Source organism: Anaeromyxobacter oryzae (genome assembly GCF_023169945.1).
GTDB classification, from domain to species: domain Bacteria; phylum Myxococcota; class Myxococcia; order Myxococcales; family Anaeromyxobacteraceae; genus Anaeromyxobacter; species Anaeromyxobacter oryzae.
In genome coordinates, this window is record NZ_AP025591.1 from 1,891,587 (window position 1) to 1,915,187 (window position 23,601).

19 protein-coding genes are annotated in these 23,601 nt (G+C 73.6%); 12 read left to right on the forward strand and 7 right to left on the reverse strand.

The genetic code is table 11. The features are described 5' to 3' along the window. The first annotated feature begins 6 nt into the window (after nucleotides 1–6). From AMOR_RS08285 to AMOR_RS08295, 3 genes are read left to right on the forward strand one after another with little or no spacing between them, the layout of a single operon-like run. On the forward strand, nucleotides 7–921 hold the full coding sequence (locus tag AMOR_RS08285) for a hypothetical protein (protein WP_248360337.1): 915 nt from the start codon (nucleotides 7–9) through the stop codon (nucleotides 919–921). A 59-nt stretch (nucleotides 922–980) separates the two neighbouring features. After that, nucleotides 981–2,759, forward strand: a complete 1,779-nt coding sequence (locus AMOR_RS08290) for a serine/threonine-protein kinase (protein WP_248360338.1) — start codon at nucleotides 981–983, stop codon at nucleotides 2,757–2,759. 7 nt (nucleotides 2,760–2,766) lie between these two features. Then, nucleotides 2,767–3,354 (forward strand): FHA domain-containing protein, encoded by a 588-nt coding sequence (locus tag AMOR_RS08295; protein WP_248360339.1) that lies wholly within the window; start codon nucleotides 2,767–2,769, stop codon nucleotides 3,352–3,354. A gap of 4 nt (nucleotides 3,355–3,358) precedes the next feature. On the opposite strand, the gene AMOR_RS08300 is transcribed toward AMOR_RS08295, so the two are convergent. The 3 genes from AMOR_RS08300 to AMOR_RS08310 all read right to left on the reverse strand — a co-directional run bounded on the left by AMOR_RS08300 (nucleotide 3,359) and on the right by AMOR_RS08310 (nucleotide 5,462). Continuing rightward, nucleotides 3,359–4,159: an enoyl-CoA hydratase-related protein gene (locus AMOR_RS08300; protein ID WP_248360340.1), complete on the reverse strand. Its 801-nt coding sequence runs from the start codon at nucleotides 4,157–4,159 to the stop codon at nucleotides 3,359–3,361. Continuing rightward, nucleotides 4,156–4,368, reverse strand: a complete 213-nt coding sequence (locus AMOR_RS08305; RefSeq protein ID WP_248360341.1) for a biotin/lipoyl-binding carrier protein — start codon at nucleotides 4,366–4,368, stop codon at nucleotides 4,156–4,158. Before AMOR_RS08305 ends, AMOR_RS08300 begins: the two co-directional genes overlap by 4 nt. Before the next feature lie 254 nt (nucleotides 4,369–4,622). After that, nucleotides 4,623–5,462 (reverse strand): response regulator, encoded by an 840-nt coding sequence (locus AMOR_RS08310; RefSeq protein ID WP_248360342.1) that lies wholly within the window; start codon nucleotides 5,460–5,462, stop codon nucleotides 4,623–4,625. Nucleotides 5,463–5,893: 431 nt separating this feature from the next. Between AMOR_RS08310 and AMOR_RS08315 the strand changes: the two genes are divergently transcribed. The 3 genes from AMOR_RS08315 (at nucleotide 5,894) to AMOR_RS08325 (ending at nucleotide 9,302) form a co-directional block, all read left to right on the forward strand. After that, entirely contained in the window at nucleotides 5,894–6,667 is a 774-nt protein-coding gene (locus tag AMOR_RS08315; RefSeq protein ID WP_248360343.1) for an SDR family NAD(P)-dependent oxidoreductase, read from the forward strand. A gap of 245 nt (nucleotides 6,668–6,912) precedes the next feature. Continuing rightward, nucleotides 6,913–7,824 (forward strand): drug/metabolite exporter YedA, encoded by a 912-nt coding sequence (gene yedA, locus AMOR_RS08320; RefSeq protein WP_263009841.1) that lies wholly within the window; start codon nucleotides 6,913–6,915, stop codon nucleotides 7,822–7,824. Nucleotides 7,825–7,946: 122 nt separating this feature from the next. After that, on the forward strand, nucleotides 7,947–9,302 hold the full coding sequence (locus tag AMOR_RS08325) for a TrpB-like pyridoxal phosphate-dependent enzyme (protein WP_248360344.1): 1,356 nt from the start codon (nucleotides 7,947–7,949) through the stop codon (nucleotides 9,300–9,302). A gap of 387 nt (nucleotides 9,303–9,689) precedes the next feature. Here the strand turns inward: AMOR_RS08325 and AMOR_RS08330 are convergent, their stop codons facing one another. From AMOR_RS08330 to AMOR_RS08345, 4 genes are all read right to left on the reverse strand, one after another. Next, a complete protein-coding gene (locus AMOR_RS08330) occupies nucleotides 9,690–10,865 on the reverse strand; it encodes an HNH endonuclease (protein ID WP_248360345.1) in 1,176 nt (391 codons plus the stop codon). Nucleotides 10,866–11,351: 486 nt separating this feature from the next. After that, nucleotides 11,352–14,651: an ATP-binding protein gene (locus tag AMOR_RS08335; protein ID WP_248360346.1), complete on the reverse strand. Its 3,300-nt coding sequence runs from the start codon at nucleotides 14,649–14,651 to the stop codon at nucleotides 11,352–11,354. Then, nucleotides 14,644–14,883, reverse strand: a complete 240-nt coding sequence (locus tag AMOR_RS08340; protein WP_248360347.1) for a hypothetical protein — start codon at nucleotides 14,881–14,883, stop codon at nucleotides 14,644–14,646. The genes AMOR_RS08335 and AMOR_RS08340 overlap by 8 nt, the downstream gene beginning before the upstream one ends. Nucleotides 14,884–14,886: 3 nt before the next feature. Then, nucleotides 14,887–15,270, reverse strand: coding sequence for a response regulator (locus tag AMOR_RS08345; protein WP_248360348.1), 384 nt, complete (start codon nucleotides 15,268–15,270; stop codon nucleotides 14,887–14,889). Nucleotides 15,271–15,546: 276 nt separating this feature from the next. On the opposite strand from AMOR_RS08345, the gene AMOR_RS08350 reads away from it, so the two are divergent. From AMOR_RS08350 to fdnG, 6 genes are all read left to right on the forward strand, one after another. Then, on the forward strand, nucleotides 15,547–16,512 hold the full coding sequence (locus tag AMOR_RS08350) for an ABC transporter substrate-binding protein (RefSeq protein ID WP_248360349.1): 966 nt from the start codon (nucleotides 15,547–15,549) through the stop codon (nucleotides 16,510–16,512). A gap of 2 nt (nucleotides 16,513–16,514) precedes the next feature. Next, the gene (locus AMOR_RS08355) at nucleotides 16,515–17,330 is read left to right on the forward strand and encodes an ABC transporter permease (RefSeq protein WP_248360350.1); all 816 of its coding nucleotides are present in this window, start codon (nucleotides 16,515–16,517) and stop codon (nucleotides 17,328–17,330) included. A 2-nt stretch (nucleotides 17,331–17,332) separates the two neighbouring features. After that, nucleotides 17,333–18,154 carry an ABC transporter ATP-binding protein gene (locus AMOR_RS08360; RefSeq protein ID WP_404800952.1) on the forward strand — a complete coding sequence of 274 codons (822 nt, stop codon included), beginning with the start codon at nucleotides 17,333–17,335 and terminating at the stop codon, nucleotides 18,152–18,154. Nucleotides 18,155–18,374: 220 nt separating this feature from the next. Further along, the gene (locus AMOR_RS08365; protein WP_248360352.1) at nucleotides 18,375–18,995 is read left to right on the forward strand and encodes a hypothetical protein; all 621 of its coding nucleotides are present in this window, start codon (nucleotides 18,375–18,377) and stop codon (nucleotides 18,993–18,995) included. Between the two features lie 652 nt (nucleotides 18,996–19,647). Continuing rightward, entirely contained in the window at nucleotides 19,648–20,184 is a 537-nt protein-coding gene (locus AMOR_RS08370) for a hypothetical protein (protein ID WP_248360353.1), read from the forward strand. 309 nt (nucleotides 20,185–20,493) lie between these two features. Then, the gene (gene fdnG / locus AMOR_RS08375) at nucleotides 20,494–23,595 is read left to right on the forward strand and encodes a formate dehydrogenase-N subunit alpha (RefSeq protein WP_248360354.1); all 3,102 of its coding nucleotides are present in this window, start codon (nucleotides 20,494–20,496) and stop codon (nucleotides 23,593–23,595) included. Nucleotides 23,596–23,601: the final 6 nt, after the last annotated feature.

Consider the following 23,601-nt stretch of genomic DNA (forward strand, 5'->3'; position numbering starts at 1 on the left):
TCCGGGATGACGAGGCCGGCCCTCCGGCTCACCCCCTGGACCCCGATGCTGAACGCGCTGCTCCTCGCCGCCTTCCTCGTCGCGCCCGACGCCGAGGCGCGCCCGGAGCCGACGCCCGTCGACGCGGCGGTCGAGGCGGGCGTCCCCGTGGTCCTGGCGCGCGACGTCGCGGCGCGGGCGGAGGCGCGCGGCGTCGATCCGGCCGCCGCCCTCGCGCCCGTCGCGTCCGCGGCCCGCGCCGGCGTGCCGTCGGGTCCGGTCGCCGCGAAGGTGCTCGAGGGCCTCGCGAAGGGAGTGCCGGCGGAGCGCGTGCTCGCGGTCGCCGGCGCGCTCGCGGACCGGCTCGGCCGCGCCGGCGCGCTGCTCGATCGCGCGGCGGAGTCGGGCCTCGCGATCGGCCCCGACCTGCGGATCGCGGCGCTCGCCGACCTCGCGGACGCGATGGCCGCCGGCGTGTCGCCGGAGACCGTGCTCGCGCTCGTCGACGCGGCGCGCGCCGCGGGCGGACGGGCCGATGCGGCCGTCGCGGCGGCGCGGACGCTCGGAGAGCTCGCGCGGCGCGGCGTGCCAGTGGCGGACGCGACCCCGCTCGCCGTCGCCCTCGCGAAGCGACCGCCGCTGCCCCCCGGCGAGATCGCAGCGCTGTACGAGGCGTACCGCCGCGAGGGTGGCGACGCGCCGGGGCCCTTCCTCGACGAGGCGCGGGGCCGGATCGCGCGCGGCGAGCCCCTCGCCGACGTCGTGGATCACTTCGGCGAGAGCCCCGACCACGTGAACCACGCCCGGCAGGCCGGCGGCCCGGCGGCGGCGCCCGGCGCGCACGGTCGCGCGGTGGGTCGACCGGAGCCCGGCGCGGTCCCGGGCGTGGAGGGCGAGCCGCGCGGGAGAGGCAACAGCAACAAGGGCGGCCGCGCGAGGTGACCCGGGGACAGGGTCCACGCGCCTTGTGGCCCCGAGCGGGGCCGGGCTAACATCCCGCCGTGGCCGAAGCAGCCCCCGCCTCCGAGTTCAAGCCCCATCTCTTCGGGAAGTTCTTCCTCCTGCAGCGGCTCGCGATGGGAGGGATGGCGGAGATCTACCGCGCCCGCGTCCCCGGCGCGGGCGGGTTCGAGAAGGAGCTCGTGGTGAAGCGGATCCTGCCCGCCCGGGCGCAGGATCAGGGCTTCATCAAGATGCTCGTGAACGAGGCCAAGCTCACCGTCCAGCTCACGCACTCGAACATCGCGCAGGTGTACGAGTGCGGGCGGATCGACGGGACCTACTTCATCTCGATGGAGCTCGTGAACGGCGTCTCCTTGAAGGAGATGATGCAGGCGTTCACGCGCGCCGGGCAGGCGATCTCTCCGGAGCAGGCCATCTTCATGGTCCTGCAGCTGCTCACCGGCCTCGACTACGCGCACAAGAAGACGGACTCCCAGGGGCGCCCGCTCCAGATCGTCCACTGCGACGTCTCTCCCGACAACGCCCTCGTGTCGTGGGAGGGCGAGATGAAGCTCCTCGACTTCGGGATCGCGCGCGCGGCCACCGGGCTCTCCAACTACAAGGAGGGCATGCTGATGGGGAAGCTCGGGTACGTCGCGCCCGAGCAGGCCTCCCTCGAGCGCAAGTGGGACCACCGCGTCGACATCTTCGCCGCGGGCATCATCCTCTACGAGCTGCTCACGAAGCAGAAGCCCTTCCCGAAGGCGACCGACGTCGAGTCGCTCGTCCAGTCGCGCAAGGCGCGGGTGGTCCCGCCGACGTCCGTCGACCCTCGGCTGCCGAGGGACCTCGACGGGATCGTCGCGAAGGCGCTCGCGTACGACCCCGACGACCGCTACCCCGACGCGCGCTCGTTCGCCGATGCGCTCGTGGACGTGCTCTTCCCGACCCCGCAGTCCTCGATCCAGGACCTGCTCGGGAAGCAGATGCAGCAGGTCTTCTCCGAGAAGATCGTCCGGCAGCGGGCGGCGCGCGCGCACGATCCGCTCATCATGAAGGTGCTCGCGAACCTCGCCGAGAAGCAGGCCAAGGCGGAGTACGAGCGGCTCAGCGCGCAGTCGGCGCCGGCGTTCGCGACGGAGAGCGCGGACGCGCTGTTCGAGCCCCACCTGGCCGCGGGATCGACCGATGGATCGTCGCTCGAGACGCCGCGCCCGGCGCCGCGACGCCCGAGCCGCCCGCGCACGGTCGTCCTCGAGGGCGTGCGGGTGCGCACGGCGCTCCTCGTCGGGCTCCTCGTCGCCGCGGCCGGCGCGGCGGGGCTGCACTACGGCGAGACGTGGCTCCGGCCCGGCGTGCTCGTGGTGACGTCGGAGCCGCCGGGCGCGGCGGTGTCGCTCGACGGCACGCCCACCGGCCAGGTGACGCCGGCGGTGCTCGAGGACGTGATCCTGTCGACGCGGCACGACGTGGCGCTCGAGGGAGCCGGCCTCCGCGGCGCCGCGGTCGCGGTCGAGCCGGTGCCGGGGAAGATGGTCCGCCGGGTCCACGCGCGCCTGCAGACCGCGCTCGGGAGCTTCACGGTGCGGAGCGTCCCCGCCGGCGCGGAGGTCCGCGTGGACGAGCGCGTCATCGGCGCGACGCCGGTGACGATCTCGAAGGTCCGCATGGACGAGCGGCACCGCATCGACCTCACGCTCGTCGGGTACGACCTCGATCAGTTCGTCGTGCTGCCGGAGAAGGACGGGACCGAGTTCTCCCGGACGCTCGCGCGGACGGAGGCGCGGCCGAAGGAGAAGGCGCCGGAGCCGAAGGGCCGGGACAAGGGCCGGCCATGAGGACGGGATGAAGCTCGTCATCGAGGACGAGGCCGGGACGCGCTCCGTCGTGCCGTTCACGCGCGACGAGATCGTCGTCGGCCGCGCGGCGGACGGCGTCTCCTTCCGCCTGCTCGATCGCGACGTGTCCCGGCGCCACGCGCGGTTCGTCCGCTCGAGCGGGGCGGTGTTCGTCGAGGACCTCGGCAGCCTCACCGGCACGCGCGTGAACGGCGAGAAGATCGCGGGACGGCGGCGGCTCCGCGAGGGCGACCTGGTGGAGATCGGCGACTACGACCTGGCGGTGCTCCCGGACGAGGACGCGGCGCACGCCGCGGGCGCGCCGCCGCCGCTCCCGGGAGACGCCGCCGCTCCGGCGCCCGTCCGGGCCGTCCCCGCGGCGGCCGCCCCCGTCGTCGCGCGCGCCGCGCCGGCTCCGGCCCCCCGCACCATTCCGGCCCCCGCCGCCGCTCCTCGCGCGCGCCGCGCGCTCGCGCCGGCGCTCGTGGCCGGGCTCGTCGGGCTGCTGCTCGGGATCGCCGCCGGGGTCGCCGTCGGGCTCGCCACCCGGCCCGCGCCGGCGCCGCCCGCGCCGACCGCGGCCGCCCCGCCGTAGCGCGTCACCGTCCGCTGAAGCGCGGCGCCCGCCGCTCCTCGCGCGCGCGCCGCCCCTCGAGGATGTCCTCGCTCTCGAACGCGCGCCGCCGGAGGCCGGCGATCTCGGCGCGCTCCTCGCCGGAGAGGCCGCGCTCGTGCGTCGCCTCGAGCAGGTCGAGGATCCGCTTCATGCCCTGGACGGCCAGCGGCGCGTTCGCGCCGATCTCGGCGGCTAGCGCGAGCGCCTCCCGCTCCGCCTCCGCCGCGGGCGCGACCCGGTTCACGAGCCCCCACGCGAGCGCGGTGTCCGCGTCGACGGGCCGGCCCACGAAGAACAGCTCTCGCGTCCGCGCCGCGCCGACGAGGCCGAGGAACCGGCGGAGGCCGCCCTCCGGGTAGACGACGCCCAGCTTCGCGGGCGGCATCCCGAGCGCCGCGCCCGCCCGCGCGACCCGCAGATCGCACGTCGCGGCGAGCTCGAGGCCGCCGCCGAACGCCGAGCCGTTCAGGAACGCGAGCGTCGGGCACGGCACCGCGGCGAGCACGTCCGACGCGCGCTCGACCGCCTCGTCGGGCCGGAGCCCGCGCGGCGAGGTGAGTCCCATCTCGGCGAGATCGAAGCCCGAGGAGAACGCGTCATCGCCCGCGCCGCGCAGCACGAGGCATCGCACGCGGTCCGCCGCCGCCTGCTCGCAGGCGGCCTCGAGCTCCTCGAGCGCCTGGAAGTCGAGCGCGTTCCGCTTCGCGACGTTGTCGATGACGAGGACGCGGACGGTATCGCGGTCCTCCGCGCGGATCCGCGGTGAGCTCCTGACCGCGCTCATCCGAGGACCACGAGGACGTCACCCTCGGACACCGGCTGTCCCTCCTTCACGCGGATCTCCTTCACGGTCCCGCCCGCCTCCGCCTCGACCGGCATCTCCATCTTCATCGACTCGAGGATCACGATCACGTCACCCGGCTTCACGGCGTCGCCGGGCTTCTTCTCGATCCGTGTGACGGTGCCGGTGATGTGGGCGGCGACCTGGGGCATTTGGGCTCTCCGGCGGTGCGGGTTCGCGGCGGGGAAAGGTATCTCGCTGCGGCACGGCCGGCAATCACGGGCGCAGGTCGGGGTCAGGGGGGGGGAGGTCGTGTGTCCGACGCCGTTCACCACACGTCAACGTCACGCGACGCAGAGCCGGCTTCGGCGAGCTGAGCTGGAGGAAGACGCTCGACGAACGAAAAGGGTCCGCGCGGCGGGCGGACCCTCGATTCGCGTCCCCGGGGGCGACTCGTTCCCCGGAACTACCGGCGGGAGGCCGGTTTCGCGTCTGCCCGATCTTTAGCCACTCCGGTCCCATTCGGCAATTCCTCCCCGCGGGTCTCCCCGGCGGAGGGAGCGCTCGCCCCCACGCCGCGACCGGCGCGAAGCGCGCGGATGGTGTTCGCGAGATCCTGGTAGCTCACCGGCTTGCGGAGGAAGTGCGCGACGCCGAGGGCGCCGAGCCGCTCGCGCTCCTTGTCGCCGCCGGACGTGATCACGACGACGGGAAGGTGAGCGAGCGCGGGCTCCGCCCGGATCTTCTCGATCATCGAGATCCCGGAGAGGACGGGCATGAACACGTCCGTGACGACCGCGTCGACCGGGGGCGCCCCGAGCAGGCGGTCGAACGCGCTCGCGCCGTCGCTCGCGACCTCGATCCCGAGGTCCGGGAGGTTGTCGGTCTCCGACAGGCGGCGGAGCGCGGCGGCGTACATCGAGGCGACGAGCGCGTTGTCCTCGACGAGCAGGATCCGGAACGAGGGGTCCGGCCGGCGAGCGCCGGCGACGCGGCGGGCGACCTCCACGAGCTTGGTCCGGTCCGCGGCGAGGTCGGCGGGGACGCGCACCGCCACGCCGCCCGGGTGATCGGCGGACGGCTCGCGCACCCGGACGATCTCGACCGTCAGCTCCACCGGCTCGAGCAGCTGCGGGAACGAGACGACCAGCGTCGCCCGATCCCCGAGCGCGAACTCGCGCTCCGTGCGGATGAAGAGGCCGCCGGCGGAGAGGTTCTCGGTATAGTCGAGGACGCTCTCCGCGCCGAGGTACTGGACCGCGAGGATGAGGGGGAAGCGGGGATGCGCTCTCCTCTCGTGATCCATCACCGCTCCTCGAAAGCCGCCCTCGCGGCCGTGCGCTGCGTGCCCGGCGAACAGACCTCAATTTACGCCCTTTCCTGCCACCACGTCCCGTCCGGTGCGCACCGGACGTGCACCATGACGCCGGGACGGGGTCGGCGTGGGAGCACGGCGCGTCGCGGTGGACGGCGACCGAGTGCCGCTCAAGGCGCCGAGATCTCAGGCGAAGCCACGCCCGCTGGACGGCCGCCCCTCGCCGCCGCTGCGGCAAGGGCTCGTCCTGGCGACCAGCGCGGCGCAGGATTGACACGCCCTCGCGACCTCGTCGAGCCGACGCGGCGCGCGTCTCCCCCGGTGCAGCCGCGTGCCGCGCCGACGGTCCAATTGCGACCGCACCGGCGCGTCGCTATCGTCGCCGCGTTCTCTCTCACTCCTTCGCACGACGAGGAGACATCATGGACGCGGTCGAAGGACGGGTGGCACTCGTGACGGGCGGCGGACGCGGCATCGGTCGCGCCATCGCGCTCGCGCTGGCGAGGGCGGGGGCGCACGTGGCGGTCGCGGCGCGCTCCGTCCCCGAGATCGAGGCGGTCGCGGCGGAGGTGGCCAGGCTCGGCCGGCGCACGCTCTTCTTGCCGCTCGACGTCTCCGATCGCGCAGCGGTCGCGCGCGCGCCGGGCCTCGTGGCGGAGGAGCTCGGTCCCGTCGACATCCTGGTGAACAACGCCGGCACCCACGCGTCGATGCCGGTGCACAAGATGGACGACGCGACCTGGGACGCGATCCTCGCGGTGGACCTCACCGGCCCCATGCTCCTCACGCGGGCGTGCCTCCCCGCGATGTACGAGCGCGGCTTCGGGCGCATCGTGAACGTCGCGTCCGTCGCAGGGAAGATCGGCCTGAAGCACGGGTCGGCGTACTCCGCCGCGAAGCACGGGCTCATCGGCTTCACGCGTAGCCTCGCGCTCGAGGCCGCGAAGAAGGGCGTCACCGTGAACGCGATCTGCCCGAGCTGGACGGAGACGCAGATGCTCGACGAGGCCGTCGAGGCCATCGCCCGGGCCACGGGGAGGTCGGAGGCGGAGGCGCGCGCGACGATCCTGCGCTCGAACCCGCTCGGCCGCGCGGCGCTGCCCGAGGAGGTGGCGGAGGCGGCGGTGTTCCTCGTGCGCAACGCGGCGGTGACCGGGCAGGCGATCCACGTGGATGGGGGCGAGGTGATGAGCTGATCGGACCCGCATCCTCCACGGCCACGCCCACGTGCCCGTGCCCGTGAACGTGCCCGGGCTCTCGTGCCCGTGTCCCGCCTCCCGTGGCCCGTGGCCCGTGGCCCGTCCCCCGGCGGCCCCCCTCACCCCGGCCCTCTCCCCCCGCTCCGCTTCGCTGCGCAGGGGGAGAGGGAGGAATCCTGCGAACGACGCCAGCTCCTGCGGCCTGCCGCCCGAGGCGTCCGGCGCCGCCACCTCCCGACCCCATGCCGCCCGCGTCCACCCCCGCTCCCTCCGCGTCCACCCCCGCTCCGAAGACCACCGCCGCTCCGAAGACCACCGCGATCGTCCTCGCCCTCGGCGCGCTGTACGTCATCTGGGGGTCCACCTACCTCGGCATCCGCGTCGCGCTCGAGGGCTTCCCGCCCCTCCTCATGGCGGGGAGCCGCTTCGTCGTCGCGGGCGCGGTCCTCTACACGGCGCTGCGGCTCCGCGGCGCGCCGCGGCCTTCCCCGCGGGGCTGGGGGGCGGCCGCGATCGTGGGGCCGCTCCTGGTCGGCGCGAACGCCCTCGTCTCGACCGCCGAGGTCCAGGTGTCGTCGAGCGTCGCCGCGATCGTCGTCGCGTCCGTGCCGCTCTGGACGGCGATCGCGGCGGCGATCTCCGGGCAGCGGCCCACGGCCCGCGAGTGGATCGGCATCGCGGTGGGCATCGCCGGCGTGGTCGTGCTGCAGGCCGGGGGCGAGCTGCGCGGCAGCCCCGCCGGCGCGGCGCTCCTCGTGCTCTCGACGTGGTGCTGGGCGAGCGGGTCGATCGTGTCGAGGCGGCTCCCCCTGCCCGAGGGGCTCATGGCGAGCGCGGCGGAGCAGCTCTGCGGCGGCGCGGTGATCCTCGCCGCGGCGCTCGTCCGCGGCGAGCGGATCGGCGCCGCCCCCGCGCTCCGGCCGACGCTCGCGTGGGTCTACCTGATCGTGTTCGGCTCGCTCGTCGCGTTCAGCGCGTACGTGTGGCTGCTCCGGCACGTCCGGCCGGCCCTCGCGACGAGCTACGCGTACGTGAACCCCGCCGTCGCGGTCGGGCTCGGCGCCCTCGCGGGCGAGGCGATCCCGCCCCGCGCCCTCGCCGCGCTCGCCCTCGTGGTGGCGGGCGTGGTCATCGTCGCGACCCGGCGGCGCTGACGGCCGGCCCACCGAGCGCGTGGTCGCGCGGGGCGGCTTGACGCGCGCGGGCGTCCTCGGTTCTCATCGCGGGCTCACGACTTGCAGCCCACCCGCCGGTGGCGGGTGGTGCGGGGCCCACGATGCAGACCAAGTACCTCCTCGGCGAGAACCAGATCCCGACCCACTGGTACAACATCATCCCCGACATGCCGGGCGCGCTCGCGCCGGTGATCCACCCGGGGACGAACCAGCCGGTCACGCCGAACGATCTCCTGCCGCTCTTCCCGATGGGCCTCATCGAGCAGGAGGTCTCCCAGGAGCGGTGGATCAAGATCCCGGACGAGGTCCGCGAGATCTACCGGATCTGGCGCCCGTCGCCGCTCTTCCGCGCCCACCGCCTGGAGAAGGCGCTCGGGACGCCGGCGAAGATCTACTACAAGTACGAGGGCGTCTCCCCGGCCGGCTCGCACAAGCCGAACACGGCGATCCCGCAGGCCTACTACAACAAGATCGCCGGCACGAAGCGGATCGCCACCGAGACCGGAGCCGGGCAGTGGGGCTCCTCGATGGCGCTCGCGGCCAAGATGTTCGGCCTCGAGTGCACCGTCTACATGGTGAAGGTCTCCTTCACGCAGAAGCCGTACCGGAAGAGCATGATGCAGCTCTGGGGCGCCGAGGTCATCGCCTCCCCGTCGGACCGGACGAACGCGGGCCGCGCGATCCTCGCGAAGGATCCCGCGAACCAGGGTTCGCTCGGCATCGCCATCTCCGAGGCCGTCGAGGACGCGGCCACGCACGAGGACACGCGGTACGCGCTCGGCAGCGTCCTGAATCACGTCTGCACGCACCAGACGGTGATCGGCCTCGAGGCGAAGGAGCAGCTCAAGCTCGCGGGCGACTACCCGGACGTCGTGATCGGCTGCCACGGCGGCGGCTCCAACTTCGCGGGCATCGCCTTCCCGTTCCTGGCGGACAAGGCGGCCGGGAAGGCCGTCCGGGTGCTCGCGGTCGAGCCGACCTCGTGCCCGACGCTCACGAAGGGCGTCTACGCGTTCGACTACGGCGACACCGGCAAGATGGCGCCCATCGTCCGCATGTACACGCTCGGCCACGACTTCATGCCGCCGGGCATCCACGCGGGCGGGCTGCGCTACCACGGCGCGTCGCCGCTCGTCTCCCAGCTGGTGCACGCCGGGCTCGTGGAGGCGCGCGCGGTCGGCCAGCTCGCCTGCTTCGAGGCGGCGGTCCAGTTCGCGCGCACCGAGGCGATCATCCCGGCGCCCGAGTCGTCGCACGCGATCCGCGGCGCCATCGACGAGGCGCTCCGGGCGAAGGAGGAGGGGAAGGAGCGGACGATCCTCTTCAACCTCTCCGGCCACGGCCACGTCGACATGGCGGCGTACGACGCGTACTTCTCGGGCCAGCTCGAGGACTTCGAGTACCCCGCGGAGAAGGTGAAGGAGTCGCTCGCGCACCTGCCGAAGGTGAGCTTCTAGACGGCGGGCCGAGCGCGATTCGCGAACAGGTGCGGCCCCGCGCAGCGGGGGAGGGGCGCAGCCCCTCGCCGCGGGGCAGCCGCGCGCAGCCGCGAAGCGGCGAGCACGGCGCAGGGCCCCGCGCAGCAGGGGTGGGGGCGCAGCGCCTCAGGATTCATCACATCGGGGACGGACGGATTCGCGACCGCGTCCGCGCGGGCGTCGCGTCATCGGTAGTAGGGGCGGCATTGGGCTGAGAAGAAGGGGGACGGCCGGAGCGGCGCCGCGCGGACGAGACGTCGCCGCGTGGATCGGCCCGCAAGAAGCCTGCGTCGCAACGATGGCGATCTGGCTGGGGCCCGAGGGTTCCGGGGCGCGCTCCGGGCTCGACGGTCCTGGTGGACCGGGTCACGACGAGGCGGCGAGAACTTCGGAGTGCGCACCCGTGGAGCCGTCACCGTCGCGGGCGTCATGACGGTCGCCATCGGCGTCCTCGCGTCGGCGTCCCTCCGCCGCCGTGGCTTTCCGGGCGGGCGCGAACCGCTCCATCCAGGCGTCCCCGAAGATCCTCCGCGCGGAGAGCAAGTTGTGGCGACCGCAGAGGAGGCGAACGTTCTCGATCGTCGACGGACCGCCCAGGGCCTTCGGATGGATGTGGTCGTACTGGAGGCGGTGGCGGGAACCGCAGATGCCGCCAGCTTCGAGCGCCCACTGGCAGCAGCCGCCGTCGCGCACCCACACCGCTCGCTTCACCTCCGCCGGGAGGTGGTCCCGCTTCGACGGGCGCTTCTCGCGCCGCGGCTTCTGGACCAGGCCCTTCCGCTTCGCGGCCCGGTCGAGCAGCAGATCGAGGGCGGCCTCGAGGACCTCCTCGGTGCTTGCCCCGGGGTGCGTGTGCGAGAGGGCATCCTTCGCTGCGGTGACCTTCGCCTCGAACCGCTTCGTGACGGTGACGTGCATCCGGCGGAGCTCGGCGGTGAGCGGCTCGAAGGTCGGCTGGTCAGCCCGGAAGATCGGGGCGTTCACGTTGCGTGCGGGCACGTTGGCATCGAGGAGTTCAGCTGGCGAACCGGGCGCGACGACACACGCGGGCGCCAAAGCGCAGAGCTCCAGCGCTGCGGCGGGTTCTGGGGCGCGAGCTGGCGTTGCCGCCGCGGCTGCGGCCCGAACGGTCGTCACGATCTCCCGCTGCGGGGGACGCTCCACCGGCTTCAGCTCCGCGACGACCGCCCGCGCCTCCTGCTTGGAGAGGTGGAAGAACCGGGGGATCACCTCGTTCCGGTTCTCCGGCGTGAGCACCTGCGCGAGCTCGCCGACCGTCGAGAGGCAGAGTCGACCGTGCTCGAGCGGCCCGACGATCTCGGGGAAGCGCTGGATGAGCTCGGCGGCGGTCTTCCGGTAGAAGGCCGCGCTCTTCGAGAGCCCGAGCTCCCGGTGCAGGTACGTGAAGAGGCTCGGATAGCCGAGCTCCAGCCAGACCTGCTTTTCATCGAAGTGCGCAAGGGCGACGAGGAACTCCGCCATCGCGTGGTGCTCGCGTCGGAGGAGATCGGAGAGGCGGGCCGAGGAGTCGCGTGCGTTCATGCATGCATCGTCGCACGCGAATTCTCACGCTCCGGAAACGCACGGAATGGCGGTGCCGGCGCGAGAAGTGGCGCCGCGCCTCGCGCCGAGGTTCGGACGTCGAACGCGCCGCCACACGCACGCGGCGCGCTGCGAGAGCAGCCTTCTCGCACGAGCGCCGCCGCGATCCGCGCGGTAGCCGAGAACGCGTCAATCGCGCGATGCGATCCGCGATGCGATCCGTTGGGTTCCCCCGAAAGCGCTCGCGACCGCCGCGCTCCTGCCGCGACCTCGCGGCGATGCAGCACGGGTTTCTTGCAGGCCGATCCGCGCGGTCGACGTTTCCACCGCGCGGACCCGCCTCGGCCGTCCCCCTTCTTCTCTGCCCTCCTCCACGTCCGCCGGCGGAGCCCGTCCGGGCGTGAGGCACCGGTCCTCGACGGACTTGTGGTGAATCATCAGGGCGCAGCCCCCGTGAGATCGCGATCGCGAATCACGATCTGCCGTTCAGGCGTCCCGCTCCAGCCCCGGCGCCCCGCCCTGCGGCATCGGCTGCGCGGGCGGGGCCGTCCTGGCCGTGCCCTCCTCCTCGGACACGCGGAGCGGTCGCCGGGGCAGCTCCACCTCGAAGGACGTGCCGCGCCCCGGCGCGCTCTCGAGGCGCACCTCGCCGCCGTGCGCCTCGACGATCTGCCGGACGATGAAGAGCCCGAGCCCGAACCCGCTCACCTCGAGGTAGCGCGCGGCGCGCTCGAACGGGCGGAAGATCCGCTCCTGATCCGACGGCGCGATCCCGGGGCCGTCGTCGCGGACCACGACCCGCGCCCGCACGTCGTCGCCCTCCACCGCGAGGGCCACCCGCGCGCCGGGCGCGTACTTGAACGCGTTCGTGAGGAGGTTCGTCACCACCTGCTCGATGCGGAGGCGATCCCAGGCACCCTGCACCGGGCTCGAGGCGGCCACCACGACCACGCACCCGGACGCGCGCGCCTCCGTCGCGTGGCGCTCCACGACGTCGCGCACCGCGCGGGCGAGATCCATTGGCTCCGGGCGGAGGCGCAGCCGCTTCGAGGTGAGGCGGGTGACGTCGAGGAGATCGTCGACCAGCCCGACGAGCCGGAGCACCTGACCCTCGGCGCCGCCGAACAGCTGCAGCAGCTTGTCGTGGGGCACGCGCCCGAGATCGCCGCGCGCCACGAGGCGCTCGAGGGCCTGGATCTTGATCCGGAGCGGCGTGAGCGGCGTCTTGAGCTCGTGCGAGGCCACCGCGAGGAACTCGTCGCGCGCGCGGACCGCCTCCTCCGCATGGTGGTACAGCCGCGCGTTCTCGAGGGCCAGCGCGACCCGGCGCGCGAGCTCCTCCGCGAGCGCGAGCCCCTCCGCCGGCCGGAGGCGGCGCGCGTCGCTCGCGAGCAGCACGAGCGCTCCGACCGCGCCGCGCGCCGAGTGAAGGGGCAGCGTCACCGAGCCTCCCTTCGGGAGGACCGCGACGAGGGCCGCCGACCAGCCGCCCCGGGGCGCGCCCTCCTCGACCACCGGCCGGCGCGAGGCGAGCGCCCGGGCCACCGCCGTCCCCTCCCCGATCGCCGGCGCCCCGGCGCAGAGCACGGCCCCGCCCGCGCGCTCGAGGGCCGCGTCCGCGTGCGCGAGCCAGGCCCGCGCCGGCCGCGTGCCCTCCGGCGCGAGCCAGAGGACCGCCGCGTCCGCGAGGTGCGGGACCGGGAGGCGGACCGCCGTCCGGGCGGTCGCCTCGAGATCGAGGGATGCCGCGAGGAGCCCGCTCACCCCCGCGAGGAACCGCTGGTTCGCGGCGTCGCGGAGCAAGAGCCGCTCCCGCTCGAGGTGGTAGTCGATCTTCCGCTGCAGCTCCGCGGGCGTGACGTGCAGCTCGGCGAGGATGTCCGCGTAGGCGGCCGAGACCGCGCGCGCCTCGTCGGGCGCGACGAGGGGCTCGCGGCGGAGCGCGGCGTACGCCGCCGCCGAGCCGATGGCGGCGGCGAGCGTCGTCTCCACCTCGCCCTGCAGCTCCGCGAGCTGCAGCGCCGAGAGCGCGCCGTCCGGGTCGGCCCCGACCTTGGCGAGGCACGCGTCGGCGAGCTCCGCCCCGAGCGCCTCGCCGTGGTACCGCGCGAGGAGCGCCGCCGCGCGCGCGCGCTTCTCGCGGACGGTCACGAGGGGCGGCGCCCACTCCGCGGGCGCGGCGGTCGTCACGACCGGCGCGAGCAGCCGGTCGACGCGGGCGTCCTCCTCCCTGCCGGGCGGGAACAGGAGGGATCCGCCGATGAACGCGCCCACGTTGAGGAGCATCGTCCAGAGCACCGCGTGCGAGAGCGTGTCGAGGTGGACGTCGAAGAGCCCCTCGGGCCGCAGCGCCTCGATCCCGAACGGACCGTGCGTGAGCAGCGAGGCGGGGAGCCAGCCGGCGTGGGCGAGGACCGGGGCGACCAGCACGTACGCCCACGTCACGAACCCCGTCGCGAGCCCCGCGTGCGCGCCGACGCGGCTCGCGCCCCGCCAGACGAGCCCGCCGAGGAGCGCCGGCGCGAGCTGCAGGACCGCCGCGAACGAGATGAACCCGATGGACGAGAGCGAATACCCCTGACCGAACAGCCGCTCGTACGCGAAGGCGGCGACGAGGACGAGCGCCGCGGCGGCCCAGCGTGCGGGCAGCACGTGCCGGCGCAGCGCGCCGAGCGCGGTGATGCGATCCGCCGCCGGGATGACCACCTGGTTCGAGATCATCGTCGCGAGCGCGATCGTCTCGACGACGACCATGCCGGTCCCCGCCGAGAAGCCGCCGAGGAAGACGAGCCAGGAGAGCACCGGCCGCCCCGCGTCGAGGGGGAGCTGGAGCACGAACGTGTCCGCCTGCGCGGCCGGGTGGCCGAGGACGAGCCCGCCGAGGGCGACCGGGAGCACGAAGAGGTTGATGGCGAACAGGAAGACCGGGAAGAGCCACATCGCGGTGCGGAGGTGGCGGACGTCCGCGTTCTCCACGACCGCGACGTGGAACTGGCGCGGGAGGAGGAGGATCGCGAAGGCGGAGAGGAGCAGACGCGAGAGCCAGGCCAGGACCCCCTCGCCCCCGAGCAGGTCGGGCACGGCGGCCGGGACCGCGACCGCGCGCTGGAAGACGTCGCGGAAGCCGTGGAAGAGGCCGTACGTGACGAACGCGCCCGCCGCGACGAACGCCACGAGCTTCACCACGCTCTCCACCGCGAGCGCCACGACGAGCCCGGGGTGGCGCTCCGCGGGCCGGACGCGCCGGAGCCCGAACGCGATGGTGAAGAGCAGCATCACGACGACGAGCGGAGGTCCGAGGTGGCGGCCCGCCGCGGGGTCGACCCCTCCCGGCCCCGCCGCGCCGGACACGATCGCGAGCGTCGCGATCATCGTCTTGAGCTGGAGGGCGAGGTACGGGACGAGCCCGGCGACCACCACGACGGTCGCGAGGAGCGCGAGCGGCTGCGACTTCTCGTAGCGGAGCGCGAGGAGATCGGCGAGGCCGGTCACCCGGTGCCGCTCCTTGAGCCGGATGAGCGGCCGGAGCACCCACCACCACGTCGCGGCGCAGAGCGTCGGGCCGAGGTACACGGTGAGCCACAGGAGCCCCTCGCGCGCGGCGAGCCCGACGCTGCCGTAGAACGTCCAGGTCGTCGCGTAGACCGCGAGCGAGAGCGAGTAGATGATCCCGTTCGACGCCACCGCGCGGCCGCGCGCCTCCTGCCGCTCCGCCCAGACCGCGACGGCGACGAGGAGCGCCACGTATGCGGTCACGATCGCGGCGGGTAGCGCGAGCTCAGCCATCGTCGCGGTCCTTCGCGCGTCGGCCGAGCGCGAGCGAGAGGGCCACGAGGGCGAAGATGACGACGACCCAGGCGCCGAGCAGATGGACCCAGGCGTGGACCAGCGGGAGCGCCGGCACGCGCACGAACGGCCACGTCACGAGGAGCCCGCCGACCACGAGGAGCCACGCCGCGAACGCGCGCGCGCGTGGCGCTCCGCGCGCCGCCCTCCGCTCCGCTCGCACCCCGCGCATCCCCTATCCCGTGCTCGCCGCGTGCGGCGCGCAGTGGCGGGCGACGATCGAGAGGAGGTCCGCGAGGTCGACCGGCTTGTGGAGACACCCGTTCGCCGCGTCGGAGACACCCGCGGCGAGGGAGCCGAACGCGGTCAGGATCACGATCGGCAGCGCCGCGAGCCGGGCGTCGGCGCGGATCCGGGCGAGGAGCTCGGGGCCGGAGAGGACCGGCATCGCCAGGTCGAGGAGGATGAGCGCGGGGCGGACGCCGGCGTCGAGCAGGGCCCACGCCTCGCCGCCGTGCCGGGCCGCCGCGACGGCGTACCCCTCGAGCTCGAGCGCGAGCATCAGGGCTTCACGGATGTCGGCGTCGTCGTCGACGAGGAGGATGTCGGGCGCCGGCATGGGCGGTGTACGCCGGGGCGCGAGAAGCGCCGGGGCGTGAGGTCGAATCATCCGCCCCGGCGGCCGGCGGCGCCAAGGGGCGAGGCGGGGAGCGCCGGGTCGGTGGCACGCGATCGGGAGGCCCGGCCCGGGTCCACGGTCCGGGTCGCCTCGGCTGTACCCAACCGAGAGCCCCCCAAGTGGCGCAGGGTCGGGTTAGCTACGCAGACGTCCTCGATCCGACGCTGCGTGAACGCCGGCGTCGCGCCGCGGCGCCTCTACCGGGAGGTCTCGAGAATGTCTCGCCTCGTCGTCGCCGCCGCGCTCGCGCTCTCGCTCGCCGCCCCCGCGGCCGGCCAGGAGAAGGTCCGGCTCGGGAACCTCAAGTTCGCCCACTACGGCGCCGTGTCCTTCATGAAGGACCACTGCCGCAAGTTCGGGCTCGACGTGCAGGAGATCGTCTTCCCGAAGGGCATCGACATCTTCCCCGCGATCGTGAAGGGGGAGGTGGACCTCGCCGCGAGCGCCGCGGACGCGGCCATCGCGAACCGCTCCGGAGGGGGCCAGATCTTCGTCGTGGCGGGGTTCGCGAAGGGTGGCGCCCGGATGGTCGCCGCGGCGGGCCAGGACCTCACGAGGATCGCCGACCTCAAGGGGAAGAAGGTCGGCGTCGCCCGCGGCGGCGCGCAGGAGCTGCTCCTCCTCGCCGAGCTCTCCAAGGCGGGCCTCACCTGGTCGGACAAGCCGGGGAAGGACGTCCAGCTCGTCTACCTGCCGTTCGCGGACCTGAACCAGGCCCTCTTCCAGAAGCAGATCGACGCGATGTGCCAGTCCGAGCCGCAGTCGTCGCAGGCGATCAACAAGGGGTTCGGGAAGGAGATGCTGAAGCCCTACGACACGCCCCTCGGCGAGCCGGTCCGCGTGCTCGTCATGACCGAGAAGCTCTACAAGGAGCGGCCGCAGGTCGCGCAGAAGGTGCTCGACTGCTTCGTGGACGCGACGAAGTACTTCCTCGACAACCCGAGGGTGGCCGAGAAGTACGTCGTCGACCAGATGTTCAAGGGGCAGATCACCCCCCAGGACTACAGCGACGCGATGTCGAACGCCTCGTTCACGTACGACGTGTCGGCCGAGCACATCCAGACGACGACGGACCTCATGGTGAAGTACGGCGTGGGGAAGCTGCAGAGCCCGCCGAAGGCGACGGACTGGGTGAAGATCGATCTGCTCCAGCACGCGAAGCAGAAGGAGGGCGTCAAGTAGCCGTGGACACCGCAAAGCGGCTCGCGCGCGCGCTCGTCGTCCCCGTCCTGTTCGTGGCGGCGTGGGAGGCGATCTCGCGCGCGGGATGGGTGTCCCCCATCGTCCTCCCGGCGCCCTCGCAGGTGCTGATCCGCTGGATCGCCTACGCGAAGCCGCTCGAGCCGTACGATCCGGCCCAGGGCAGCTGGCTCGCCTGGGCCTTCTCCGGCGAGCTGCCGCACGACGCGGCGACGAGCCTGCTCCGGGTCGCCGGCGGCTTCGCCCTCGGCGCGGGGCTCGCGCTCCCGCTCGGGCTCCTCATGGGCGCGAAGCCGATCGTGTACGAGCTCATGAACCCGCTCGTGCAGGTGCTCCGCCCCATCCCGCCCATCGCGTTCATCCCGCTCGCGATCCTCTGGTTCGGTCTCGGGAACCCGCCCGCCTTCTTCCTCATCTCGCTCGGCGCGTTCTTCCCCGTGCTCATGAACACCATCGCGGGGGTGCGGAACGTGGACGCGATCTACCTCCGCGCCGCCCGGAACCTCGGCGCCGGGGAGTGGACGCTCTTCTGGCGGATCATGGTCCCGGCGGCGATGCCGTACATCCTCGCCGGCGTCCGCATCGGGATCGGCGTCGCGTTCATCGTCGTGATCGTGGCGGAGATGATCGCGGTGAACGCCGGTCTCGGGTACCGGATCCTCGAGGCGCGCGAGTACTTCTGGTCGGACAAGGTGATCGCCGGCATGATCTCCATCGGGCTCGCCGGGCTCGGCATCGACCTGGCGATGAACAAGCTGAACGCGCGCCTCCTGCGCTGGCACCGGGGGATGGAGGGATGAGGTTGGCCACGGACGTGCCCGGCGCGGGCGCCGCCGAGCCGGCGATCCGGATCCGGGGCGTCCGGAAGGCGTTCGCGACGGGCGGTCGCGAGGTCCTCGCCCTCGACGGCATCGACCTGGACGTCGCGGCGGGCGAGCTCGTGTGCCTCCTCGGACCGTCCGGCTGCGGGAAGTCTACCCTCCTGAACGCCATCGCCGGCTTCTCGCCGCCCACCCGGGGCACGGTCGTCGCGAACGGCCGCCCCGTGACGGCCCCGGGGCCGGACCGCGCGATGGTCTTCCAGGAGTACGCGCTCTTTCCCTGGATGACCGTCGAGCGGAACGTCGCGTTCGGCCTCGAGATGGCGGGGGCGACGCGCCAGGAGATCCGCGCGAAGGTCGACGCGCTCCTCGCGAAGCTCAACCTCTCGGACTTCCGGGACCGCTTCCCGAAGGACCTCTCGGGCGGCATGCGCCAGCGGGTCGCCATCGCCCGCGTCCTCGCGATCGACGCGCCGATGCTCCTCATGGACGAGCCGTTCGGCGCCCTCGACGCCCTCACCCGCCGCAACCTCCAGGACGAGCTGCTCCGGATCTGGGCCGAGCTGCGGCGGACGATCGTGTTCGTGACGCACGGGATCGAGGAGTCCATCTACCTCGCGGATCGGGTCGTCGTGATGACCTACCGCCCCGGCACGGTGAAGCGGATCGTCCCCGTCGCGCTCCCGCGCCCGCGCGATCCCGCCTCGGCCGAGTTCAACGCGCTCAAGCGCGAGGTCTCCGCCCTCGTGATGGAGGAGCAGCTCCGGCACGAGGCTGCGGAGGGGCGCGCGACGGCGGACTGAGGGCGGCGGGGAGCGCGACTGCGAGCGCGACCCGTGACGCGAGCCCGGCCCGCCCCGACCGTTCGCCCTGAGCGTGGCGTCGACGCGGAGCCGGAGGGCGGCGCCCGCGCCGTCCCGGGTCCCTCCCGCCGCGGGCGCTTCCGGCGCAGCGCCGCCGTAACCATGCTCGCGCCGTACGACGGCCTGGCTCCCCGCTCGCCGCGCCGAAGGAAGGTCCCCCATGTCTCCGCTGCGCTCCGCACTCGCCGCGCTCGCCGCGCTGGCCCTGCCCCTCGTCGCGCGCGCGGGTGCCCCCGATGCGCCGCTCCTGGACGAGCGATCCGTCGCCGCGCTCGCGATCGCGCTCGCCGTCTCCCCCGCGCCGCAGCTCTCGCCGGGCGGCGCCGGCGACCTGGGCGGCGCCACGCTCGAGCTCGCCGCGACCGTCCGCGCCCGCGCGATCTCCTTCGACGAGGTCCCGCGCGTGCGCGTGAGCCTCGCCGGGGCGGGGCCGCTGCGGGTGCGCTGGACCACCGAGCGCGTGAACCTGCCGGACCGGATCGAGCCCGGGGCCGTGTACCGGGACGTCGAGATCCGGCTGCGGCTCGAGAGCACCCCCGAGCAGGTCGAGGCGCTCCTCGCGGATGCGCGCCGGATGGCGGAGGGCGTGCGGATCGCGAAGGACGAGCCCGCGACCGGTGCGGCCGCGGTCTCCACCCCGGCTCCGGCGACGGCACCCGCGCCCGCCGCCGCGCCCGCGCCCGCGGCGCCCGCGGCGGCGGCGCCGGCGGCGCCCTCCGCGCCGACCATCGCGCCGACGGCAACCGTGATCGCGCCGGCACCGCAGCCATCCGCGCGATGACTCGCTCCCGATCGAACCCGGAGATGGCCCGATGACCCCGCTCGCAATCGTCCTCGCCGCCGCGACCGCCGCCTCGCCGGCCGCGAGCGATCCCTCCCCGTCGATCGTGGAGCGCCTCATCACCGAGGCCGGCGCGCCGCAGAGCGGTGCGGAGGCCCGGATCCGGCTGCTCCCGGACGGTGACCAGCCGCCGATACGCGCCGCGACGCACGGCCTCCGTGTGGACGTCCGGCTCGCCGTGGTGCAGGCGGAGCCCGCGCGCGCGCCGGCGCCGGTCGGCGCCGCGGCGCCTGTGCCTGTTCCGGCCGCGGCCCCGGCTCCCGCCGCAGCGCCCGCATCGGTGCCGGTCCCCGCCGTAGCGCTCGCATCGGCCCCGGCTCCCGCTGTAGCGCTCGCATCGGCCCCGGCTCCCGCTGTAGCGCTCGCATCGGCCCCGGCTCCCGTCGCAGCGCCCTCATCGGTACCGGTCCCCGCAGCCGCGCCCGCATCGGTGCCGGTCCCCTCAGCCGCGCCCGCGCCGGTGCCGGTCCCCGCAGCCGCGCCCGCGCCGGTGCCGGTCCCCGCAGCCGCGCCCGCGCCGGTGCCGGTCCCCGCCGCACCGACCGTGCCCGCGCCCGCGGCCGCCCCCACAGCGCCGGCCCCGACCGTCGCGATGCCGAACGCACCCGCCGCGCCGACCCCGCCCGCCTCGGCCGGGCCGCTCATCATCGAGGTGCCCGCGGCGGCGAAGGGGGAGGCGGCGACGAGCGCCGGGCCGGCAACGAACGCGACGCCGACGCCGAGCGAGGCGGGCACGAACAGCGGGACAGGGCCCACGGGCCACGGCACGGAACAGCCGGGTTCGTTCACAGGCACGACGCAGGCTCCGACGGCGACCGCGACCCCATCCGCCACGGCTCCCCGCCTCGCCTCGCTCCAGTCCGCGCCGCTCCGCGTCAGCGTCGTCCGCACGGTCGACCCGGACGGCCGCGTGGTCCTCACCCTGATCGGCCCCGACGGCGAGCGGATCGGCAGGCCCGTGGTCCGGCACGTGATGGACCTGCCCGTCCTCTCCTCGCGGCGAGATTCGTGGGGCCGCGTCGTCCGCGTCGTGACGGACGGCTCCGGCGCGCCGATCGAGGTCCTGCTGGACCCGATGGGCCGGTTCCTGTCCGCGCGGGCGCTCGACGGCCCCACCGCGTCGCGGTAGCCGGGCGGTTTCCGCCCACTACGCCCTCGCCGGCCACGGCGCGCGTGCCGGCGTCCACGCGGGGTAGCCCGCCCGCGCCCCCGGCCGGAGCAGCGCGGCTCCCGCGGGTGGAGCGACGACGTTCCCGCCGCCGCTCGTGGACCGTTCGACTCGATATTTGCGCACTGCGGGATGCTTTCCGGACCGCACGAGCGGCGACGCAACGCGTCACCGACGGTCAATGGATTGGCGCCCCAACATAGCCGCCGCGCTGGCCTGTCCACGCACCGCAGGGTCGCTACGAATCCCGCACTCCCCGGAGGTTCCGACATGACCGTCTCGCGGCGGCAGTTCCTGAAGCTCACGGCCTCGGGCATCGGATCGACCAGCCTCGTCGCCCTGGGCTTCTCGCCGGATCGCGTCCTCGCCGACGTGCGCACGTTCAAGCTCGCGCGCACCAGCGAGACGCGGAACACCTGCCCGTATTGCTCGGTGGGCTGCGGCGTCATCCTGTACTCGCTCGGCGACCGGGCGAAGAACGCGAAGAGCGCGATCGTCCACGTCGAGGGCGATCCGGATCATCCGGTGAACCGCGGGACGCTCTGCCCGAAGGGCGCCTCGCTCCTCGACTTCGTCCAGTCTCCGGACCGGCTCCGCCACCCCGAGTACCGCGCGCCCGGCTCCGATCGCTGGGAGCGCGTCACCTGGGACTGGGCGCTCGACCGGATCGCCCGGCTCGTGAAGGAGGACCGCGACCGGAACTTCACGACGAAGAACGGGAGCGGCGCCACCGTGAACCGCTGGACGACGGTCGGCCTCCTCGCCGCGAGCGCCTCGTCGAACGAGACCGGCTACATCACGCACAAGGTCTGGCGGGCGCTCGGAGGGACCGCGATCGACAACCAGGCCCGGGTTTGACACGGCCCCACGGTGGCCGGTCTGGCCCCCACGTTCGGCCGTGGCGCGATGACGAACCACTGGGTCGACATCAAGAACGCGGACGTCGTCCTGGTGATGGGCGGGAATCCCGCCGAGGCGCACCCCTGCGGCTTCAAGTGGGTCGTCGAGGCGAAGGCGCACAAGGGCGCGAAGCTGATCGTCGTGGATCCGCGCTTCACGCGGACCGCCGCGGTCGCGGACGTCTTCGCGCAGATCCGCCCCGGCACCGACATCGCCTTCCTCGGCGGCGTCATCCACCACCTCGTCGAGAAGGACGCGATCCAGAAGCCGTACGTCGCGGCGTACACCAACGCCGCGTACCTCGTGAAGGAGGGCTACGGGTTCCAGGATGGCCTGTTCACGGGCTACGACGAGGCGAAGCGCAGCTACGACAAGTCCGGCTGGTCGTACGAGATGGGCGCGGACGGGTTCGTGACGGTCGACGAGACCCTCCAGCACCCGCGCTGCGTGTACCAGCTCATGAAGGCGCACTACGCCCGCTACACGCCGAGGATGGTCGCCGACGTGACGGGCGTCCCGGAGGACCAGTTCCTCCGGATCTGCGACCTCATCGCCTCCACCGCCGCACCGAACCGGACGCTCACGAGCCTCTACGCGCTCGGCTGGACGCAGCACTCGGTCGGCTCGCAGAACATCCGCTCGATCGCGATGATCCAGCTCCTGCTCGGTAACGTCGGGATGGCCGGCGGCGGCGTGAACGCGCTCCGCGGCCACTCCAACATCCAGGGGCTCACCGATCTCGGGCTCCTCTCCGAGCTCCTCCCCGGCTACCTGGGGATGCCGCGCGAGAACGATCCCGACCTGAAGACGTACCTCGAGAAGAAGACCCAGAAGCCCATCCGCCCGAACCAGATGAGCTACTGGCAGAACTACCCCAAGTTCTTCGTCTCGCTCATGAGGGCCTGGTACGGGAAGGCGGCCACGAAGGACAACGACTGGGCGTACGACTGGCTCCCGAAGCTCGACAAGACCTACGACGTCCTCGCGGTGTTCGACCTCATGTACCAGGGGAAGGTGAACGGGTACCTCTGCCAGGGCTTCAACCCGATCGCCTCGATCTCCCACAAGGAGAAGATCGTCGCCTCGCTGTCGAAGCTGCGGTTCCTCGTGACGATCGACCCGCTCGTCACCGAGACCTCGAACTTCTGGCAGAACCACGGCGACCTGAACCCGGTCGAGCCCGCGAAGATCCAGACCGAGGTCTTCCGGCTCCCGTCCTCGTGCTTCGCCGAGGAGGACGGCTCGCTCGTGAACTCCGGGCGCGTGCTGCAGTGGCACTGGCGCGCCGCGGACCCGCCGGGCGAGGCGAAGCAGGACGCCGAGATCGTGGCGGAGCTGTTCACCCGGATCCGCGCGCTCTACCAGAAGGAGGGCGGCGCGTTCCCGGACCCGATCCTGAACCTCGCCTGGGACTACAAGCTCCCGCGCGCGCCCTCGGCGGAGGAGCTCGCCCGCGAGTTCAACGGGAAGGCGCTCGCCGACGTGCCGGATCCGAAGATGGCGGATCCGAAGCGCGACCCGAAGGCCGCGCCGCTCCCGCCGCTCGCGAAGGAGGGCGAGCAGCTCGCGACGTTCGCCCACCTCCAGGACGACGGCAGCACCGCGTGCGGCAACTGGCTCTACTGCGGGTCGTTCACGCAGGCGGGCAACCAGATGGCGCGGCGCGATCCCGCCGACCCGAGCGGCCTCGGGCTCGCGCTGGCCTGGGGCTGGGCGTGGCCCGCGAACCGCCGGATCCTCTACAACCGCGCGTCCGCCGATCCGTCGGGGAAGCCGTGGGACCCGGCCCGGAAGGTCGCCTGGTGGAACGGCGCGAAGTGGGTCGGGAACGACGTGCCCGACATGCGCCTCGACGCCAGGCCCGAGGACGGCGTCTCCCCGTTCATCATGAACCCGGAGGGCGTGGCCCGGCTCTTCGCCCTCGACAAGATGGCGGAGGGCCCGTTCCCCGAGCACTACGAGCCGTTCGAGTCGCCCCTCGCGGCGAACCCGCTCCACCCGAAGGTCGGCCCGAACCCGGCCGCCCGGATCTACAAGGGCGACAAGGAGCAGCTCGGGCTGCCGGGCGAGTTCCCGTACGCGGCGACGACGTACCGCGTGGTCGAGCATTTCCACACCTGGACGAAGCACGCACGGATCCCGGCGATCCTCCAGCCCGAGCTCTTCATCGAGCTCGACGAGGCGCTCGCCGCGCAGAAGGGGATCCGCTCCGGGGACATGGTGCAGGTCCGCTCGAAGCGCGGGAAGATCGTCGGGAAGGCGGTGGTCACGAAGCGCATCAAGCCGCTCAGGATCGCGGGCAAGGAGGTCCACACCGTCGGGATCCCCATCCACTGGGGCTTCGACGGGCTCACGAAGCCGGGCCACATCGCCAACACCCTCACCCCGTTCGTCGGCGACGCGAACACGCAGACGCCCGAGTTCAAGGCGTTCCTCGTGGACGTGGCGAAGGCGCCCGCGGGACAGGTCTAGGAGGCG

Bases quoted from the DNA above. Each gene is read 5' to 3' on its own strand.
- AMOR_RS08285 (WP_248360337.1), top strand. From the start codon at position 7: ATGACGAGGCCGGCCCTCCGGCTCACCCCCTGGACCCCGATGCTGAAC.
- AMOR_RS08295 (WP_248360339.1), top strand. From the start codon at position 2,767: ATGAAGCTCGTCATCGAGGACGAGGCCGGGACGCGCTCCGTCGTGCCG.
- AMOR_RS08300 (WP_248360340.1), bottom strand. From the start codon at position 4,159: ATGAGCGCGGTCAGGAGCTCACCGCGGATCCGCGCGGAGGACCGCGAT.
- AMOR_RS08305 (WP_248360341.1), bottom strand. From the start codon at position 4,368: ATGCCCCAGGTCGCCGCCCACATCACCGGCACCGTCACACGGATCGAG.
- AMOR_RS08310 (WP_248360342.1), bottom strand. From the start codon at position 5,462: ATGGATCACGAGAGGAGAGCGCATCCCCGCTTCCCCCTCATCCTCGCG.
- AMOR_RS08315 (WP_248360343.1), top strand. From the start codon at position 5,894: ATGGACGCGGTCGAAGGACGGGTGGCACTCGTGACGGGCGGCGGACGC.
- yedA (WP_263009841.1), top strand. From the start codon at position 6,913: ATGCCGCCCGCGTCCACCCCCGCTCCCTCCGCGTCCACCCCCGCTCCG.
- AMOR_RS08325 (WP_248360344.1), top strand. From the start codon at position 7,947: ATGCAGACCAAGTACCTCCTCGGCGAGAACCAGATCCCGACCCACTGG.
- AMOR_RS08330 (WP_248360345.1), bottom strand. From the start codon at position 10,865: ATGAACGCACGCGACTCCTCGGCCCGCCTCTCCGATCTCCTCCGACGC.
- AMOR_RS08335 (WP_248360346.1), bottom strand. From the start codon at position 14,651: ATGGCTGAGCTCGCGCTACCCGCCGCGATCGTGACCGCATACGTGGCG.
- AMOR_RS08340 (WP_248360347.1), bottom strand. From the start codon at position 14,883: ATGCGCGGGGTGCGAGCGGAGCGGAGGGCGGCGCGCGGAGCGCCACGC.
- AMOR_RS08345 (WP_248360348.1), bottom strand. From the start codon at position 15,270: ATGCCGGCGCCCGACATCCTCCTCGTCGACGACGACGCCGACATCCGT.
- AMOR_RS08350 (WP_248360349.1), top strand. From the start codon at position 15,547: ATGTCTCGCCTCGTCGTCGCCGCCGCGCTCGCGCTCTCGCTCGCCGCC.
- AMOR_RS08365 (WP_248360352.1), top strand. From the start codon at position 18,375: ATGTCTCCGCTGCGCTCCGCACTCGCCGCGCTCGCCGCGCTGGCCCTG.
- AMOR_RS08370 (WP_248360353.1), top strand. From the start codon at position 19,648: ATGCCGAACGCACCCGCCGCGCCGACCCCGCCCGCCTCGGCCGGGCCG.